Source organism: Pseudomonas sp. ERMR1:02, from assembly GCF_002277815.1.
Lineage (GTDB): Bacteria > Pseudomonadota > Gammaproteobacteria > Pseudomonadales > Pseudomonadaceae > Aquipseudomonas.
In genome coordinates this window covers 247,691-265,434 of the sequence record NZ_NKJI01000002.1, presented here as the reverse complement: position 1 = coordinate 265,434, position 17,744 = coordinate 247,691, and the positions used below count along the sequence as shown (strand labels likewise).

The 17,744-nt window shown below is 59.1% G+C and carries 14 protein-coding genes and 1 pseudogene; 13 read left to right on the top strand and 2 right to left on the bottom strand.

The genetic code is table 11. The features are described from left to right. Positions 1–52: 52 nt before the first annotated feature. Positions 53–649 carry a cupin domain-containing protein gene (locus CES87_RS04845; protein WP_128605187.1) on the top strand — a complete coding sequence of 199 codons (597 nt, stop codon included), beginning with the start codon at positions 53–55 and terminating at the stop codon, positions 647–649. Here the strand turns inward: CES87_RS04845 and CES87_RS04840 are convergent. Beyond that, complete coding sequence (locus tag CES87_RS04840; protein WP_128605373.1) at positions 646–1,578, bottom strand: helix-turn-helix domain-containing protein; 933 nt, start codon at positions 1,576–1,578, stop codon at positions 646–648. The two genes, CES87_RS04845 and CES87_RS04840, sit on opposite strands and share 4 nt — an antisense overlap. Positions 1,579–1,763: 185 nt before the next feature. Between CES87_RS04840 and CES87_RS04835 the strand changes: the two genes are divergently transcribed. The 12 genes and pseudogenes from CES87_RS04835 (at position 1,764) to CES87_RS04775 (ending at position 16,369) form a co-directional block, all read left to right on the top strand. Continuing rightward, positions 1,764–3,122: a glutamine synthetase family protein gene (locus CES87_RS04835; protein ID WP_128605186.1), complete on the top strand. Its 1,359-nt coding sequence runs from the start codon at positions 1,764–1,766 to the stop codon at positions 3,120–3,122. A 155-nt stretch (positions 3,123–3,277) separates the two neighbouring features. Next, positions 3,278–4,366 carry a polyamine ABC transporter substrate-binding protein gene (locus CES87_RS04830; protein ID WP_128605185.1) on the top strand — a complete coding sequence of 363 codons (1,089 nt, stop codon included), beginning with the start codon at positions 3,278–3,280 and terminating at the stop codon, positions 4,364–4,366. After that, the gene (locus tag CES87_RS04825) at positions 4,264–5,664 is read left to right on the top strand and encodes an NAD(P)/FAD-dependent oxidoreductase (RefSeq protein ID WP_371858179.1); all 1,401 of its coding nucleotides are present in this window, start codon (positions 4,264–4,266) and stop codon (positions 5,662–5,664) included. The genes CES87_RS04830 and CES87_RS04825 overlap by 103 nt, the downstream gene beginning before the upstream one ends. A 229-nt stretch (positions 5,665–5,893) precedes the next feature. After that, positions 5,894–6,490 carry a paraquat-inducible protein A gene (locus CES87_RS04815; protein ID WP_128605182.1) on the top strand — a complete coding sequence of 199 codons (597 nt, stop codon included), beginning with the start codon at positions 5,894–5,896 and terminating at the stop codon, positions 6,488–6,490. Beyond that, positions 6,487–7,143 (top strand): paraquat-inducible protein A, encoded by a 657-nt coding sequence (locus CES87_RS04810; protein ID WP_128605181.1) that lies wholly within the window; start codon positions 6,487–6,489, stop codon positions 7,141–7,143. Before CES87_RS04815 ends, CES87_RS04810 begins: the two co-directional genes overlap by 4 nt. Next, positions 7,124–8,798 (top strand): annotated as a pseudogene (locus tag CES87_RS04805) (intermembrane transport protein PqiB). The gene CES87_RS04810 and the pseudogene CES87_RS04805 overlap by 20 nt, the downstream one beginning before the upstream one ends. A gap of 17 nt (positions 8,799–8,815) precedes the next feature. Continuing rightward, positions 8,816–9,361, top strand: a complete 546-nt coding sequence (locus CES87_RS04800; protein ID WP_128605180.1) for a membrane integrity-associated transporter subunit PqiC — start codon at positions 8,816–8,818, stop codon at positions 9,359–9,361. 421 nt (positions 9,362–9,782) lie between these two features. Then, the gene (locus CES87_RS04795; RefSeq protein WP_371858178.1) at positions 9,783–10,448 is read left to right on the top strand and encodes a histidine phosphatase family protein; all 666 of its coding nucleotides are present in this window, start codon (positions 9,783–9,785) and stop codon (positions 10,446–10,448) included. A 245-nt stretch (positions 10,449–10,693) separates the two neighbouring features. Then, on the top strand, positions 10,694–12,352 hold the full coding sequence (arnT, locus tag CES87_RS04790) for a lipid IV(A) 4-amino-4-deoxy-L-arabinosyltransferase (RefSeq protein WP_128605179.1): 1,659 nt from the start codon (positions 10,694–10,696) through the stop codon (positions 12,350–12,352). Positions 12,353–12,686: 334 nt separating this feature from the next. Further along, positions 12,687–13,700: an iron ABC transporter substrate-binding protein gene (locus CES87_RS04785; RefSeq protein WP_128605178.1), complete on the top strand. Its 1,014-nt coding sequence runs from the start codon at positions 12,687–12,689 to the stop codon at positions 13,698–13,700. A 3-nt stretch (positions 13,701–13,703) separates the two neighbouring features. Continuing rightward, the gene (locus CES87_RS04780; RefSeq protein WP_128605177.1) at positions 13,704–15,302 is read left to right on the top strand and encodes an iron ABC transporter permease; all 1,599 of its coding nucleotides are present in this window, start codon (positions 13,704–13,706) and stop codon (positions 15,300–15,302) included. Then, a complete protein-coding gene (locus CES87_RS04775; RefSeq protein ID WP_128605176.1) occupies positions 15,299–16,369 on the top strand; it encodes an ABC transporter ATP-binding protein in 1,071 nt (356 codons plus the stop codon). The genes CES87_RS04780 and CES87_RS04775 overlap by 4 nt, the downstream gene beginning before the upstream one ends. A 213-nt stretch (positions 16,370–16,582) precedes the next feature. Here CES87_RS04775 and xerC read toward each other — a convergent pair whose 3' ends face one another. Next, a complete protein-coding gene (xerC, locus tag CES87_RS04765; RefSeq protein WP_128605174.1) occupies positions 16,583–17,521 on the bottom strand; it encodes a tyrosine recombinase XerC in 939 nt (312 codons plus the stop codon). Positions 17,522–17,744: the final 223 nt, after the last annotated feature.

Here is a 17,744-nt window from a genome sequence, read left to right as displayed (position 1 = left end):
CAGGCTCGCTCCTACAGGGATTTGCGCCATTCCCCCCGGTTCGGAATTGACCATGAGCAACAGCAGCGCGACACAGCCCGCAACCGGCACCGCCGAACCGCATTTCCTCGGCACACGCATTCGCGGCCTGCGCAAGCGCCGGGGCATGACGCTGGCGGAGCTGGCGCAACAAAGCGAGCTGACCGCCGGCTACATCAGCCAACTGGAACGCAACCTCGCCTACCCGTCGATCCCGGCACTGTTCAATATCGCCCGCAGTCTCGGGGTGACGATCCAGTGGTTCTTCGCCAGCGAAGCCAACACCAATCCCGAAGACGATGGTGTGGTAGTGCGCAAGAACAGTCGCCTGAGCGTGCATTACGAGGACGGCATCGTCGACCAGTTGCTGACTCCGACACCCAACCGGCAACTGGAAATGCTCCACTCCCGTTTCCCACCGGGCACGTACAGCCAGCAAAGCTACAGCCACGAAGGCGAAGAAGCCGGTTATCTGCTGTCGGGCAGTTTCGAGTTGTGGGTCGGCGAGCGCTACTTTCAGCTCAACGAAGGCGACAGCTTCAGTTTTTCGAGCCAGGAACCACACCGCTACGGCAACCCCGGCGATGTGGATGCGGTGGTGATTTGGGTGATCACCCCGCCGACCTTCTAACGGCGCCCACGGCCACCGGATTGCGTTGTGCTCACTCGTTTCAGCGTGTCGCTGGGCAACTCCTTGAACAGCGCGCGATAGCTGCTGGAAAACCGGCCCAAATGCCAGAACGACCAGTGCATCGCCACTTCGGCGACGGTGGTTTGCGTCGGCGTGCGGCTGAGCAATTCTCGGCGGGCGCTGTTGAGTCGGCGCAGGCGCAGCCATTGGGTCGGCGCCATACCGGTGTAGGTCTTGAACGCATGCTGCAACTGGCGCAATGAAACCCCGGCGACCTGCGACAACTCCAGTAGATTGAGGTGTTCTTCCGGGGTGTCCGCCGCCCATTCCCCTACCCGCTTCATGATCGCCCGCTCCCCCGCCCGGCGCTGCAACGCGCCTTGATCGAGACAGACGCAAGCGTTGTCGAGGATGAACAGGCAATCGTCCAGCAATTGCTCGGTCAGGGCTTCACGGCTCGGTGGATCGAGCGTCTGCGACAGCCGTGTCAGCGTGCCGCTGAGCCAACGGCTGAACAGCGCATTCTGCTGCGAATTGAGCGGCGCCATGAACAACCCTTCCAGCCTGGCAACGTCCAGTGCATGACGCTGGACAAACTCCGGCCCGAACACCACGGCGATTTCCTGATAGTTCTCCGGGGTAATCCAGATGTTGCGGCTTTCGCCATTCAACACGTACAGCGCGTTGTCACTGCGATCGAAACAGAACGCCAGCGAACCCTGCGGCGCGCTGAAATTCTGCTCGACCCGAGTGTTCATGGACTCTTCGTAAATCTCCACGCCCTGCAAATCCAGATAGCGCACCAAGCCTGCGAAATGCCCCGGCGACATCTGCTGATAATGCTGGACCCAACCCGGTGTGGCGCGGATTTGCTCGGCGACATCGGCGGTGTTGAAGGCTTGAACCTGTAGTGAATTGCACACTTTCACAAGGTCTGTCATAGCGTCTGTCATGGGTGATCTCGCGCACTCTTTTGGTGCGCTTAGTGCTGCTTAAAGTGGATAGATGGAACCGCAAGGCTCGCCCAAGATAGTCGTCAACGCGCTACAGGGGAAGTGCTCGGCGGATGAAACCGGCTGCTCCTGGCGTTAATAAAACCAATAACGAGGTCTTTATGAATGTCCCTTTCGATCAGCTGTTCACTTGGCTGAAAGATCACAAGATTACCGAAGTCGAGTGTGTCGTCAGCGATCTGACCGGCATTGCACGCGGCAAAATCGCACCCACCAACAAGTTCCTGCATGAGCGAGGCATGCGCCTGCCGGAAAGTGTGTTGTTGCAAACGGTAACCGGGGACTTTGTCGACGACGACATCTACTACGACCTGCTGGACCCTGCCGACATCGACATGGTCTGCAAGCCGGTTTCCGACGCCGTGTACGTGGTGCCTTGGGCCATCGAGCCGACCGCCATCGTGATTCACGACACCTTCGACAAGTTCGGCAACCCCATCGAACTGTCGCCGCGCAACGTACTGAAAAAAGTCCTGCAGCTGTATACCGACAAAGGCTGGAGGCCCATTGTCGCGCCGGAAATGGAGTTCTACCTGACCCAGCGCTGCGAGGACCCGGACTTGCCGCTCAAAGCGCCGCTGGGCCGTTCCGGTCGCGCGGAAAGTGGTCGTCAGTCGTTCTCCATCGACGCCGCCAACGAATTCGATCCGCTGTTCGAAGACGTCTATGACTGGTGCGAACTGCAAGGCCTGGACCTCGATACGCTGATCCACGAAGACGGCCCGGCGCAGATGGAAATCAACTTCCGTCACGGCGACGCGCTGGACCTGGCCGACCAGATCACCGTGTTCAAGCGCACCCTGCGTGAAGCCGCGCTCAAGCACAACGTCACCGCGACCTTCATGGCCAAGCCGATTGGCGATGAGCCCGGCAGCGCCATGCACATTCACCAGAGCGTGGTGGACATCGCCACCGGCCAACCGATTTTTGCTGACCAGAACGGCCACATGAGCGAACTGTTCCTGCACCACATCGGTGGTTTGCAGAAGTACATCCCCAAAGTGCTGCCGATGTTCGCGCCCAACGTCAACTCGTTCCGCCGTTTCCTGCCGGACACCTCGGCACCGGTCAACGTCGAATGGGGCGAAGAAAACCGCACTGTCGGTCTGCGCGTGCCGACCTCCAGCCCGGACGCGATGCGCGTGGAAAACCGCTTACCGGGAGCCGACGCCAACCCGTACCTGGCTATCGCCGCCAGCCTGTTGTGCGGCTACATCGGCATGGTCGAAGGCATCGAGCCGAGCGCCGCAGTCCAGGGCCGCGCCTATGAACGACGCAACCTGCGCCTGCCAATCACCATCGAAGACGCCCTGACCCAGATGGAAGAATGCGACACCGTCAGCCGTTACCTGGGCAACAAGTTCGTGCGCGGTTACGTCGCGGTCAAACGCGCCGAGCACGAGAACTTCAAGCGCGTGATCAGCTCCTGGGAGCGCGAGTTCCTGTTGCTAAGCGTCTAACCCCTCAAAAAAACAACAACTACCGATCGTTCCCATGCTCTGCGTGGGAATGCCTCAAGGGACGCTCCGCGTTCCAGCTCTGGAAAGGGACGCGGAGCGTCCCGGGCTGCATTCCCACGCAGAGCGTGGGAACGATCATTCAAAGAGGTGTCGATATGCGTCTATTGAAATCCGTGGTCCCGCTCGCGCTCGCAGCCTTGTTCAGCGCCGTCGCCCAGGCTCAGCCACAGGTCAGCGTCTACAACTGGACCGATTACATCGGCGAGACCACCCTCGCCGACTTCCAGGCCAAAACCGGGATCAAGGTGATCTATGACGTCTTCGATTCCAACGAAACCCTGGAAGGCAAACTGCTCGCCGGGCGCACCGGGTATGACGTGGTGGTGCCGTCCAACCACTTCCTGGCCCGTCAGGTGAAGGCCGGCGCGTTCCTGAAACTGGACCGCGCACAACTGCCGAATTTCAAGAACCTCGACCCGAAAATGCTCGCCCTGCTCGAGAAAAACGACACCGGCAACGAGCACTCGGTGCCGTACCTGTGGGGCACCAACGGCATCGGCTACAACGTCGACAAGGTCAAACAAGTACTGGGCATCGACCACATCGATTCCTGGGCAGTGCTGTTCGAACCGGAAAACATCAAGAAGCTCAGCCAGTGCGGCGTGTCGATGATGGACTCGGCGGATGAAGTGTTCCCGGCGGTACTCAACTACATGGGCATGGACCCGCGCAGCGAAAACCCCGAAGACTTCAAAAAGGCCGAAGCCAAGCTGCTGAGCATCCGCCCGTACATCACCTACTTCCACTCTTCCAAGTATGTCTCGGACCTGGCCAACGGTGACATCTGCGTTGCGTTCGGTTACTCGGGGGATGTGTTTCAGGCCGCCAACCGGGCCAAGGAAGCCAAGAACAACGTGAACATCGCCTATGCGATTCCCAAGGAAGGCAGCAACCTGTGGTTTGACCTGCTGGCCATTCCCGCCGACGCCAGCAACGCGAAGGAAGCCCACGCCTTCATCAATAACCTGCTCGACCCGCAAGTGATCGCCAAGGTCAGCGCCTCGGTGGGCTACGCCAACCCGAATCCGGCCGCCAAGCAGTACATGGATGCTGAACTGGTCAACAACCCCGAGGTTTACCCATCCCAGGAAGTCCTCGACAAGCTTTACATCTCGACCACGCCGCCGCAGCCGATCATGCGTCTGATGACCCGCTCCTGGAGCAAAGTGAAGTCCAACCAATGAACCAGTACACCCAGGAACATACGCACTCTTACTACGCCGCTTCTGCCCATGGCATGGCGCCCTTCCCCACCCTGGCCGAAGACCTGGTGGCGGATGTCTGTGTGATCGGCGGCGGTTTTACCGGCGTGAACACGGCGATCGAACTGGCCCAGCGCGGGCTGTCGGTGATCCTGCTGGAGGCCCGGCGGATTGGCTGGGGTGCCAGCGGGCGCAACGGCGGGCAACTGATTCGCGGGATTGGCCATGACGTCAGCGGTTTTACCCGATATGTCGGCGCCGAAGGCGTGCGGTATATGGAGCGCGCCGGCACCGAATCGGTGGAACTGGTGGGTCGGCGTATCCGTGAGCACGGCATCGATTGCGACTTGCGCTGGGGCTTCTGCGAACTGGCCAACACCCCGGCGCAGTTCGCCGGGTTGAAGGCCGAGCACGAAGAGCTGCTTGAGTCGGGCTATGCCCATGAAACCCGTCTGGTCGAACCCGGGCAGATCCGTGAGCAGGTGGTTAACGCCGGTGTGTATGCCGGTGGTCTGGTGGACATGGGCTCGGGCCACTTGCATCCGTTGAATCTGGTGCTCGGCGAAGCGCGTCTGGCGAAGTCCCTTGGCGTGCAGATCTTCGAACAAAGCCCGGTGCTGGAACTGATCCATGGCAGCACGGTGCAAGTGCGTTGCGCCGCTGGCACGGTACGCGCCGGCAGTCTGGTATTGGGCTGCAATGCGCATCTGGAAGAACTCGAACCGAAACTCAGCGGCAAGGTACTGCCGGCAGGCAGCTACATCATCGCCACCGAACCCCTGTCGGCGGGGCTCGCCGCGCAGTTGATCCCGCATAACCTGGCGCTGTGCGACCAGAAAGTCGGGCTGGATTACTACCGACTCTCGGCAGACCGGCGCCTGCTGTTCGGCGGCGCTTGCCATTACTCCGGGCGCGATCCACGGGACATCAGCGCTTATATGCGCCCGCAGATGCTCAAGGTTTTTCCGCAACTGGCGAATGCGCGCATCGACTATCAATGGGGCGGCAAGATCGGCATCACCGCCAATCGCTTCCCGCAGGTCGGACGCTTGAGCCAGCATCCCAATGTGTTTTACGCCCAGGGCTACTCCGGCCATGGCTTGAACGTGACGCACTGGTGCGCAAAATTGCTGGGCGAAGCGATTCATGCCGGACACAGCCAAGGGTTCGACGTATTCAGCGCCGTGCCGCACATGACCTTCCCCGGCGGCCGCGCCCTGCGCTCGCCACTGCTGGCCCTCGGCATGCTCTGGTACCGCATGCGCGAAATACTCGGCTGAGCCCCCGCAGATCGTTCCCACGCTCCGCGTGGGAATGCAGCCCGGGACGCTCCGCGTCCCTTTCCAGAGCTGGAACGCGGAGCGTCCCTAGAGGCATTCCCACGCGGAGCGTAGGAACGATCAGTAGCGGGGTTGATGAGCCCTTTGAGCCTTTCGATTTGCTCAATTGCAAGTCACTTCTATATTGAGGGGGTGCTCATCAATTCCTGAATCCTGTCGAGCCTGACCCATGGCGATGAGTGACCCACTGATCATCTGCGAGCACTGCGACAGCGTGTACGAGAAAGTCACGCTCGCCAAACATCAGAAAACCCTGTGCACACGCTGCGGCGGCGTGCTCCAGCGCTATAACGGTCTGACGGTGCAGCAGCGGCTCGCATTGACCTTCACTGCGCTGATGTTGTGGACTTTTGCCAATTTCTACCCGGTCATGAGCATCAGCCTCAAAGGCTTGAAAAACAGCGCGACGCTGTGGGATTCGGTGCTGGCCCTGAGTCTGGGTCCGATCACTTTCATCGCGATGGTGGCGGCGATTGCCATGATCATCGCGCCGATTTTCCAACTGTTGCTGCTGATCTGGGTCCTGAGTTTCGCCCTGAGCAATCGGCGCTCGCCGGGATTCAAGTTCTGCATGCGCTGGCTGGAAACCCTCAGGCCCTGGAGCATGCTGGAAGTCTGCCTGCTGGGGGCGATGGTCGCGGTGATCAAACTCGCCGGGTTGCTGGATGTGCTGCCCGGTATCGGTCTGTTCGCGCTGGCCATTCTCAGCCTGATGATGATCCGCATTGCCGGTCGCGATGTGCGTGATCTGTGGGACATCCCATGACAATACCTCCAGTCGCCAGCGATCTGAACCTGTGCCTGTGTCACACCTGCGGACTGGCCTGTGACATGACCCATGAACCCCATGAATGCGAGCGCTGTGGCGCCCCGCTGCACCGGCGCAAGACCAACTCGCTGACCCGGACCTGGGCGTACTTGCTCACCTCGCTGGTGTTTTACATCCCCGCCAATCTGTTGCCGGTGATGAACACCAAAATGGTCGGTAACGGCGCCGACAGCACGATTATGGCCGGTGTGCTGGATTTCTGGGAGCACGGAGCCTGGGACATTGCCCTGATCATTTTCATCGCCAGCATTGCCGTACCGGGCATCAAGTTCGTCGCCCTGACCCTGCTGCTGGTGACCGTTCAGCGCAACAGCCTGTGGGCCCGCGAAGAGCGCTCGAAGATGTACCGCTTCGTCGAGGTCATCGGTTATTGGTCGATGCTCGACGTGATCGTGGTCGCCCTGGTGGCCTCGCTGGTGAAATTTCAAGCTCTGGCCGATATCGAGCCGCGCCTGGGCATTCTGTTCTTTGGCCTGGTGGTGGTATTCACCATGCTGTCAGCGATGAGTTTCGACCCGCGTCTGATCTGGGATGCCACGGGCGAAGGTTCACATTTTGAGGAGGTCAAGGATGAAGCAACAAGCCATTGACGGGCCGCAAGCCCCTGGCCAGGCGCCCATCAAGACCCGCCGTTTCAGCGTGTCGCTGGTCTGGATCGTGCCGATCGTCGCAGTACTGGTGGGGATTTCACTGGTGGTGCACAGCATCATGCAGGAAGGGCCGACCATCACCGTCACCTTCAAGACCGGTGACGGCCTGACGGCGAACAAGACCGAGGTCAAATACCGCAACGTGGTGATCGGTCACGTCACGGACGTGGAACTGAGCGATGACCACAAAAGTGTCAATGCCACCATCAAACTAGCCAAGCAGGCGGAAACTTTTACCCGCGAAGACTCGCAATACTGGGTAGTGCGTCCGCGTATTGGCGCCGGTGGTGTATCGGGCATCGATACCCTGCTGTCCGGCGATTACATCGGCGCCGACATCGGCCAGGCCAATGCCCGGAAGAAGAACTTCAAGGGCCTGGAGAATCCACCACCCATTACTTACGGCGAACCAGGCAAGCGCTTCAGCCTGCGTACCCAGGACCTCGGGTCGCTGGATATCGGGTCGCCGGTTTATTACCGCAAGATTCCGGTGGGTCAGGTCGTGGCCTACGCCCTGGACCCCGACGGCAAAGGGGTGAACATCGATTTGTTCATTCATTCGCCCAACGACGCCTACGTCACCGAAAACACCCGTTTCTGGAATGCCAGCGGGATTGACGTGAACGTCGGCGCCAACGGTTTTGCGGTCAAGACCGAGTCCCTGTCCGCCATTTTGGTCGGTGGCATCGCCTTTCGCGCACCGGAATATAGCCCCAACGATAAACCGGCCCCGGAAGAGTATGCCTACGAACTGTTCGACGACCAGCAAAGCGCCCTCGCCCCACCCAATGGCAAGCCGCAGTTCCTGGCCTTGCGTTTCGATCAGGCACTGCGCGGGCTCAAGGTCGATGCGCCGGTGGAGTTCCTCGGCGTGGAAATCGGCAAAGTGGTGTCGGTCAATCTGGACTTCGACGCAAAAAAACGCAGTTTCCCGATCAACGTCGGCATCGTGATTTATCCGCAGCGTCTGGGTCAGGCCCACACCAAGATGCTCAAGGAGTTGAATCATGACCCTAACGATGAAGCCGCTGGCGTAAGGCTGATCGGAACGTTCATAGACAACGGCCTGCGCGCCCAGGCCCGAACCGGCAACCTCTTGACCGGCCAGCTATACATCGCACTGGATTTTACCCCAAAGCGGAGAAGGTTGCCTTCGATCCGAACGCCCGCCCGCCCAGCATTCCGACCGTTCCCGGCAGCCTCGAACAGTTGCAGGAAAAACTCGAAGCCATGGTCAGCAAGATCAATGCGCTGCCCATCGAGCGGATCGCCGGCAACCTGGACAGCAACCTTGTGGAACTGCGCAAAAGTCTGGGCAGTTCAACGCCAAGACTTTGCCTGGCGTGCAAAACACTCTGACTGACGTCAGCAAAACCCTGCAATCGGCCAATACGACGCTGCAATCTGCCAACTCGACCATTGCCGACGATTCGCCGCAACGGGAAAAACTGAATCAGACCCTGAACGAACTTGGACGCACATCGCGATCCTTGCGTGACCTTGCGGACTACCTGGGACGCCATCCCGAATCGCTGATCCGCGGCCGTCCGGAAAATGCCGCGCCCATGGATCTGCAAGGGCCACCGAGCAAATGACCACAGGAGCATCACCCATGGCTTTTCCGCTGAAGGTTACGTTGATCGCTGTGCTGTCATTGCTCGCCGCTTGCCGCAGTGACCCGATACAGTTCCACACCTTGACCCCGGCCCGGATGAGCGGCAATGCAAGGACCACTGCCGATATCCAGATCGAGAGCCTTATCGTCCCGCCCCAGGTCGATCGCCCACAGATTGTCGTGCGTCAGGGCAATACGGGCATGGCCATCCTCGAAACACAATGGTGGGGTGCAAGCCTGGTGGATGAATTGCGCAGTGCCCTGCTCGATCAGATGGTCAACAGCAATCCCCAACGCAAAGTCTCGGTGCGACTGGATGTACAGCGCTTCGATTCGATTCCCGGCCAGTACGGGCTGATCGATGTGAAATGGCGCCTGCGCACCGGCGATAACGCCCTATTGCCTTGCCGCAGCACGTTACAGACGCCTTCGGGTCCGTCCATCGATGATTTGGTGGCGGCACAGCAGAACAACGTCAAACGCCTGGCCGCATTGATCAGCCAGGCCGCCACAAGAACACAGCCGGGTTGCCCATCGGACTGATGGTCGCTCCCTTGCTCAACGGCGATCTACTTGGCGTAAGCCTGTGATTGCCTGCCACCCGCGGTGTATCTGTTAAAACGCGGCGGTGCTATCGCGAGCAAGCTTTGCTCCTACAGCGATGCGACCACCGCGGTGTATCTGTTGAAACGCGGCGATGCCATCGCGAGCAAGCTTCGCTCCTACAGACTTTTTGCATGCCACCGGAATACAAGTAAAAGATAACAATTACCAACAACTAACTCAGTAACAAGCACAAAGCACCTCACACTTTTTTCACAATCATTTCACCCCGCCAACATCCGCGCAGCTTTACTGTGCCCGCCAACACCGTTGTCAAATTAGTTTGGTTCTCAAGTCTGCACTGCGACTTGAATGCGACTGCGTGACAAAATTTCTGATTGCGCTTCAGCAGGTGAAAAACTTGGTCCACTCCTCAACGCGCAAATTGCCGCCGAACCTCGGCAAGGCAGGTCATTTAAAGCTACTGGTCGCTGTCATCGGCGTTCTGCTGATAACTGCGCTGGTGACAGGCTTTGTCTTGTGGCCAAGATCACCCATCAGCCTGGTTAACGCTCAACCATCAGTCAGGGCGCAAATGTTTCAAGGATGGGAGGCCGGCGAGATGGTCGTGTTGGTTCGCCATGCCGAGCGTTGCGACCGCTCCACCCATCCGTGTCTGGGGCCGGCGGACGGTATTACCCGTGCAGGCAGTGACTCCGCGCAGGCAGTGGGTCAAGGCCTGGTGAGTCTGGGGATGACTCAGGCCGACGTCTTGAGCAGCCCACTCACCCGCACTGCACAAACCGCGCATTACATGTTTGGCAAAGATGCCCAGACGCAAGAATGGTTGGCCGACTGTGGCAGCACTTGGCGTAACGACATTGTGGCGCACAAGCGTGCCCATCGAAATCTGGTCTTGGTGACCCATAGCGGTTGCATCAGCGATTTCGAAGCCATGAACGGTTTCAACCATGCGCCAAAAAGTGAATATGGCAGTTCGTTGTTTGTCCACGTTGATAAAAATGGTCAGCTTCAAGTGCTTGGCATTGTTAAAGCCGAGGATTGGAGTTCACTGCCATATAAATAGTGTTCAGCCTTAAATAAGCTCGACACTCACTCCTGAAATAGTTGCTAACAAATCATCAATGCCTGAGCACTAGATCTGGGTGACTCAGCCAGCTACATAGCGCTGCTAGAAGTTGTTCGTCTCCAACTAGAGCGATTTCGCACTCTACCTATCAAATCACTTACTCTGAGCCAAGGCCGACTCATGACGTCAAATCACCCGCTACCCGATCCTGTAGCCCCCTGACCCGTAGCCATCCGCGCAAAATGGTATTTGCAGAGCGCTGGGCCGTGCTTGCCTTGATGGCGGCATTCGTCGCGTTCTACTTGTTGCCGCTGATGAGCCATGGGCTGTGGATTCCCGATGAAACGCGTTATGCCCAGATCAGTCAGGAAATGTTGCTCAGCGGCAACTGGATCTCTCCGCACTTTATGGGGATTCGATATTTCGAAAAGCCGATTGCCGGTTACTGGATGATCGCCATTGGCCAGGCCGTGTTTGGCGACAACCTGTTCGGGGTGCGTATCGCCTCAGCACTGAGCACCGGACTGAGTGTCTGGCTGGCTTACCTGATAGCCCGTCGATTCTGGAATGATCCGCGCAAGAGCTTTGCCTGTGCGCTGTTTTATATGAGTTTCGGTTTGATCGCCGGCCAGGCCGGATATTCCAACCTTGATCCGCAATTCACCCTCTGGGTCAACTTGAGCCTGGTCTCACTTTGGTTTGCCATCGACGGCCGCACCACTCGCAGCCGGCTGAGTGCCTGGGTTCTATTGGGAATTGCCTGCGGCATGGGTTTTATGACCAAGGGTTTTCTCGCCTGGCTGTTGCCGGCACTGATCGCCCTGCCCTATATGGTTTGGCAGCGTCGCGTTAAAGAATTGTTACGATACGGCCCGCTGGCGGTGGTTGTCGCGGCAGTGGTCTGCTTGCCTTGGGCAATTGCGATCCACCATCAGGAGCCGGATTTCTGGAACTTCTTCTTCTGGAATGAGCACGTACGCCGGTTCGCCGCCGATAATGCGCAACACGCTCGTCCATGGTGGTTCTACCTGCCGTTACTAGTCGCCTCGAGCTTGCCCTGGGCTGCGTTGTTGCCAACGACCTTCATCCAGTCCTGGAAAAACAAGCGCCAGCCTGTGTTTGGCTTTCTGTTGCTCTGGCTATTGTTGCCGTTTATCGTTTTCAGCCTGAGCAGCGGTAAATTACCGACTTACATCATGCCTTGCCTGTTGCCCCTGGCGTTGTTAATGGGGCATGCGGTGATGGAACTGCTGCAACAGGCGCGAAGCCGGACGATTCGTGTCAACGGCTGGCTAAACGTTGTCGTCGCCACCCTTGCCTTGATTGCGTTGCTGTATCTGCAAAGCACCAAAGAGATCTACGAGAATACCGAGATGTTCAGCCTGTCCCTGGCGTTCATCGTGCTGCTCGGCTGGATCATTGCCAACGCTTTGCAGGTCCTGCGCCCATTGGAGTTGTGGGCAATGCCGGCCCTTGGCATCTGGCTGCTGGTGGCGCTGTTACCCGCAGCAATGCCACGTCAGATCGTCGATAGTAAAATGCCCGACCGTTTCATAGCCGAGCATCTGGACAGCCTGAACCAGACCACATCGCTGCTCAGCAACGACCTCGGTGCTGCCTCGGCGTTGTCCTGGCTGACAAAGCGTCCGCAAGTGGATCTCTACAATGTGATCGGCGAGCTGAAGTACGGCCTCGGCGATCCAGCCATGGCATCGCGCAAAATCACCAGGGAAAACGTCGGGCAATGGATGACCGAGGCCCGCAAAAAGGGCTCGGTCGGTGTGGTGATGCGGGTCAACAGTGTCGATGAAATTGAGGAAGTGGAACTGCTGCCCATCGACGGCAAACGTTATCAGCGTGGCAACCTGCAAGTCCTGATTTTCCCGCAAAGCCAACCCTGATAAGTCACCACCCTGTAGGGGCTGGCTTGCCAGCGAAGACGGTTAGTCAGTCGAAAGATATTTCGCCTGACAGGAATTCGCTGGCAAGCCAGCCCCTACAGGTCCGAGTTTTTCCCCGAATTATGTGTCGATGCCGTGCCTGCGCTTGGCTCACTTCCCCTCCCAGAACCATTGACTGACATGGATTAAACGTTTATTTAACGTTTTTTTCACATTCCGCCCTCTAAATTCGCCGCCCTTAAACATGCAAATGATTCCTATTGATCTACAATAATCGACGTCTTTACCGTCGAGTCTGCTTGCTCGATTCTAAAAAAACAGGAGCTTTCACCGCATGATGTCCCGTATCCCGTCTTTCCTGAAAAAAGCCCTGCTGGCGACCGCTCTAGTGAGTGCGGGCCATGTGTATGCAGCCGATAACGTCGGCATTGTGGTGTATAACGCGCAGCACGAAGGCCTGACCAAGGCCTGGGTTGAGGGTTTCACTCAGGAAACCGGTATTCCGGTCACCTTGCGTAATGGCGATGACACCGAAATGGGCAACCAAATCGTGCAGGAAGGCGCTGCTTCACCGGCCGATGTGTTCCTGACCGAAAACTCCCCGGCCATGGTCCTGGTGGACAACGCAGGTCTGTTTGCGCCGGTCGACAAAACCACACTCGAGCAGATCGATTCTGCCTACCGTCCAGCTCACGGCAAATGGGTGGGGATCGCCGCGCGTTCCACGGTGTTCGTCTACAACCCGAGCAAACTGCCTGAAGCCCAGCTGCCCAAATCGATCATGGACCTTGCCGCGCCGCAGTGGAAAGGTCGCTGGGGCGCGTCGCCGGGCGGTGCCGACTTCCAGGCCATCGTTGCCGCGATTCTGCAACAGAAAGGCGAAGCCGCGACCCTCGACTGGCTCAAGGCGATGAAAACCAACTACACCTCTTACCGCGGCAACAGCTCGGTGCTCAAGGCGGTCAATGCAGGGCAGATCGACAGCGGCGTGATCTACCACTATTACAGTCTCGTCGATCAGTCCAAGACCGGCGAGAACAGCAAGAACACCGCCCTGCACTACTTCAAGCACAAGGACCCGGGTGCGTTTGTCAGCATCTCCGGCGGCGGCGTTCTGGCGTCCAGCAAACACAAGGAACAAGCCCAGGCGTTCCTGAAATGGATCACCGACAAGGACGGCCAGGCCATCCTCAAAGATGGCAAATCGTTTGAATACGCCGTGGGCAAGAACGCTCAATCCAACCCCAAACTGGTGCCTTTGCAGCAGCTCGACGCACCCGCTGTCGATGCTTCGAAACTCGACAGCAAAAAAGCCGTGGAGCTGATGACTCAGGCGGGACTGCTCTAATTGATGCCTGAATCCTTACCGGCGGGTGTTATAGACACAACACCCGCCAACCTGCGTCGACGATCACGGGGTATTTTCGCGAGCCGCGGTGGCGCGTGGGTGGTCGGTTTATCGGTGCTGGTTTCATTGCTCGCGCTGCTGCCCATCGCCTTCGTCATCGGCGTGTACCTGCAAACCGGTTGGGCCACGCTGGCGCCGCTGGTGTTCCGGCCACGGGTTGGCGAATTGCTGGTCAATACCGTGCTGCTGGTGGTCATTACCGTTCCCTTGTGTATCGCGCTGGGGGTGACGCTGGCGTGGCTGACTGAACGCACCAATTTACCGGGACGGCGCTGGTGGTCGTTGCTGGCGACCGCGCCGCTGGCGGTGCCGGCGTTTGTGCACAGTTATGCCTGGGTCAGTCTGGTGCCGCCGATTCACGGTTTGTTTGCCGGCGTATTGGTCTCGGTCATCGCCTACTTCCCGTTTCTTTATCTGCCGGTTGCCGCGACATTGCGTCGACTCGATCCATCCATCGAAGACGTCGCCGAGTCCTTGGGGCTAAAACCCTGGGCGGTGTTTTTCCGCGTGGTATTGCCGCAATTGCGCCTGGCCATCTGCGGCGGCGCCTTGCTGGTCGGCCTGCACCTGCTGGCCGAATACGGCCTGTACGCGATGATCCGCTTCGACACCTTCACCACGGCGATCTTCGATCAGTTCAAATCCACCTTCAACGGACCTGCCGCCAATCTGCTGGCTGGCGTGCTGGCACTGTGTTGCCTGGCGATGCTGACCGCCGAATCCGCCGCCCGTGGTCATGCGCGCTATGCTCGCGTCGGTTCCGGCAGTGCCCGGGAACAACGGGTTGTCGGCCTGAACACCCCGGCAACGGTACTCGCGCTGGTCTTGCAGATCGTCACTTGCGCCCTGGCCTTGGGTGTACCGCTGATTACCCTGGGCAAGTGGCTGGTTGCAGGAGGCTTGCAGGTCTGGGACATGACCGAACTGTTGCCGGCACTGGAACAGACCCTGCTGTTCGGTGTGGCGGGCGCGGCCCTGACCACCTGCGCCGCCATCCCGATTGCCTGGCTGTCGATTCGCTCGCCCGGCCGACTGCAACGGCTGCTGGAAAGCTGCAACTACATCACCAGCTCCTTGCCGGGGATAGTCGTGGCCCTGGCCCTGGTCACCGTGACCATCCATTTTGCCCGGCCGATCTACCAGACCACGATCACCGTGCTGCTGGCGTACCTGCTGATGTTCCTGCCCCGCGCGCTGGTGAGTCTGCGTGCCGGCATCGCCCAGGCGCCGGTGGAACTGGAAAACATGGCTCGCAGCCTGGGCCGTTCGCCGGCGCGGGCGTTGTGGCTGATTACCCTGCGTCTGGCTGCTCCTGGGGCTGCTGCGGGCGCCGCGCTGGTGTTCCTGGCGATCACCAATGAACTGACCGCTACCCTGTTGCTCGCCCCCAACGGCACACGCACGCTGGCTACCGGATTCTGGGCCTTGACCAGCGAAATCGATTACGCCGCCGCGGCACCCTATGCCCTGATGATGATTGTGCTGTCGCTTCCGTTGACCGGAATCCTTTATCACCAATCCAAAAAGACGGCTGGCCGATGAACGCTCTAGAACTGCATTCGATCTCCAAATCCTACGGCGCGCAAAAAGCCCTGGAAAATGTCAGCCTTTCGGTGCCCACCGGCAGTCGCACGGTGATTGTCGGCCCCTCCGGGTCGGGCAAAACCACCTTGCTGCGGATGATCGCCGGCTTCGAGTTCCCCGATTCCGGATACCTGTCGCTCAACGGCCAGACCCTGGTCGACAGCACCCATGAGGTGCCGGCGCATCAACGCCTGATCGGCTATGTGCCACAGGACGGCGCGCTGTTCCCGCACATGACGGTAGCGGCCAACATCGGCTTCGGCCTGGCGACCACGGGCCGCGAAAAACAGGAACGCGTGGCTGAACTGATGGACAGCGTCGCCCTGGACTCGAGCATGGCCCAGCGCTGGCCCCACGAGCTGTCCGGTGGTCAGCAGCAACGGGTAGCCCTGGCCCGCGCCCTGGCGCAGCAACCGCGGCTGATGTTGCTGGACGAACCGTTTTCGGCGCTCGATACCGGCCTGCGCGCCAACATGCGCAAACTGGTCGCGCGATTGCTGGCGGAGGCCGGCGTCACCACCATCCTGGTCACCCATGACCAGAGTGAAGCGCTGTCCTTCGCCGATCAACTGGCGGTGATGCGCCACGGCCGGCTGGTACAGTCCGGGCATCCGTTGGATCTTTACCGCTACCCCGAGGATGAACAAACCGCTTTGTTTCTGGGCGACGCCGTGGTCATGCCTGCCCGGATCGAAGCCGGCTGGGCCCATTGCGATCTGGGGCGAATACCGGTCAACAACCACCGCAACAACAGCGCGGCGCAGATCATGCTGCGGCCCGAGCAATTGCAACTGGCCAGCGCCCTGCCCGATAGCGCGGAAGTCGCAGGTTGCCGCGCCGTGGTGACCGAACGGGATTTCAGCGGCAACACCTGCACACTTACGGTGGAGTTGCAGTCTTCGGCATCCGGTGAAGACTCGGGCCGATCACTGCTGGTGCGCAGTTCAGGCATGTACGCGCCACCGGCCGGCAGCGCCGTTCACGTCTCGACCATCGGCCATGCACACGTGCTGAGCGAGCCTTGAACCCCGTATTGCGCTGAAACTGACCCTGTCCCGTGGGCCCGCCGCCTCCCTGTTTGGGAGTCCGAACGCATTTCCCCTGTAGGAGCGAAGCTTGCTCGCGATGGACGTCAACGATGACGCTGCTAGCCCGGTACACCGCGGCGCTCTCAGGCCCATCGCGAGCAAGCTCGCTCCTACAAGGGTTACGAGACCAGCACAAGACCAGCATTACGATCAAAGATCGAAGCGATCCACCGCCCGACGCCGTTCGTTGTCATCGCGCACGTCGTAGTTGGCGGTCGTCTGGATGTTGCTGTGGTGGGCCAGTTTCTGCGCGATCGACAGATCGTGTTCTTCGATCACCCGGGTGATGAACGAACGACGGAAGTCATGGGGCATGATTTTCACCCCCACCTGCGCACCGCGCTGCCTCGCAATGTAGTAAATCGCATGTTTGGTAATGCGCTCGCGGGTGATGTGGCTGCCACGGCGAATGCGGTTGAACAGGAAGGTATCGTCCACTTCACCTTCCTTCAGTTGTGAACGACGAAACTCCAGCCAGGCATCGAGTTTGGCGAAGGCCCAGGCCGGGGCGTACTTGATCAACTGCTTGTTGCCCTTGGCCGTGACCCGCAGGCTGCGCTCGGTGAAATCAACCTGCTTCAGGTCCAGGTTCACCGACTCCGACTTGCGCATTCCCGAGCCATACAGAATCCCGATGATCGCCGCATCCCGCAGGCCCTGGGGGCGTGGATCGGCGGCGCAGACTTCCATCAGCTCCTGGATCAGCGTGCGGCGAAGATTGCGCCCCTGGGACAATCGGGTGCCGGCAATGCCCTTGACCGAGCGCATTTTCAACAAATGTTCCTGGCTGATCAGGCTCATGCGCCACGCTTCGTTCATCACTGCGCGCACCGCATTGACGTATAGCGACGAGGTATTGGGCGCATAGCCATCGGTGCGCAAGGTGGCCACCAGCGCGATCACATCCTCGGGCTGCAGCTCATGCCAGGGAATCTCTTCGATGTTCACGTCTTCGAAGCCCAGGCGGTCGGCAGCGTCCTGCAACACGTACCGCATGGTCAGTTGGCTGGACGGCGCCAATCGCGCCAGATACACGGTCAACGGGTTGGCCTTTGGAGTAAATGAATCAGCAACAGGTAAGTCAATCAAAACGACACGGCCTTGAGTGAAAACAGCTCAATGAAACAACTAAGGAGTGCAACATGGTTCACATGATAGTGATACTTCTGTGGGACTTGTCCGTCATCAGTCGCGATAAACGGTAGAAGTCTGAACAGTGGCTTAATAACTTGCAGATGAACGATTCGCCCACCGTTTTTTCATGTTCCTTTCACAAAATCGGGCTTACCCTCTTACGGATGCGGACAGCCTC

Bases quoted from the DNA above. Each gene is read 5' to 3' on its own strand.
- CES87_RS04835 (WP_128605186.1), top strand. From the start codon at position 1,764: ATGAATGTCCCTTTCGATCAGCTGTTCACTTGGCTGAAAGATCACAAG.
- CES87_RS04775 (WP_128605176.1), top strand. From the start codon at position 15,299: ATGAACGCTCTAGAACTGCATTCGATCTCCAAATCCTACGGCGCGCAA.
- CES87_RS04845 (WP_128605187.1), top strand. From the start codon at position 53: ATGAGCAACAGCAGCGCGACACAGCCCGCAACCGGCACCGCCGAACCG.
- arnT (WP_128605179.1), top strand. From the start codon at position 10,694: ATGGTATTTGCAGAGCGCTGGGCCGTGCTTGCCTTGATGGCGGCATTC.
- CES87_RS04830 (WP_128605185.1), top strand. From the start codon at position 3,278: ATGCGTCTATTGAAATCCGTGGTCCCGCTCGCGCTCGCAGCCTTGTTC.
- CES87_RS04800 (WP_128605180.1), top strand. From the start codon at position 8,816: ATGGCTTTTCCGCTGAAGGTTACGTTGATCGCTGTGCTGTCATTGCTC.
- CES87_RS04815 (WP_128605182.1), top strand. From the start codon at position 5,894: ATGGCGATGAGTGACCCACTGATCATCTGCGAGCACTGCGACAGCGTG.
- CES87_RS04780 (WP_128605177.1), top strand. From the start codon at position 13,704: ATGCCTGAATCCTTACCGGCGGGTGTTATAGACACAACACCCGCCAAC.
- CES87_RS04785 (WP_128605178.1), top strand. From the start codon at position 12,687: ATGATGTCCCGTATCCCGTCTTTCCTGAAAAAAGCCCTGCTGGCGACC.
- CES87_RS04810 (WP_128605181.1), top strand. From the start codon at position 6,487: ATGACAATACCTCCAGTCGCCAGCGATCTGAACCTGTGCCTGTGTCAC.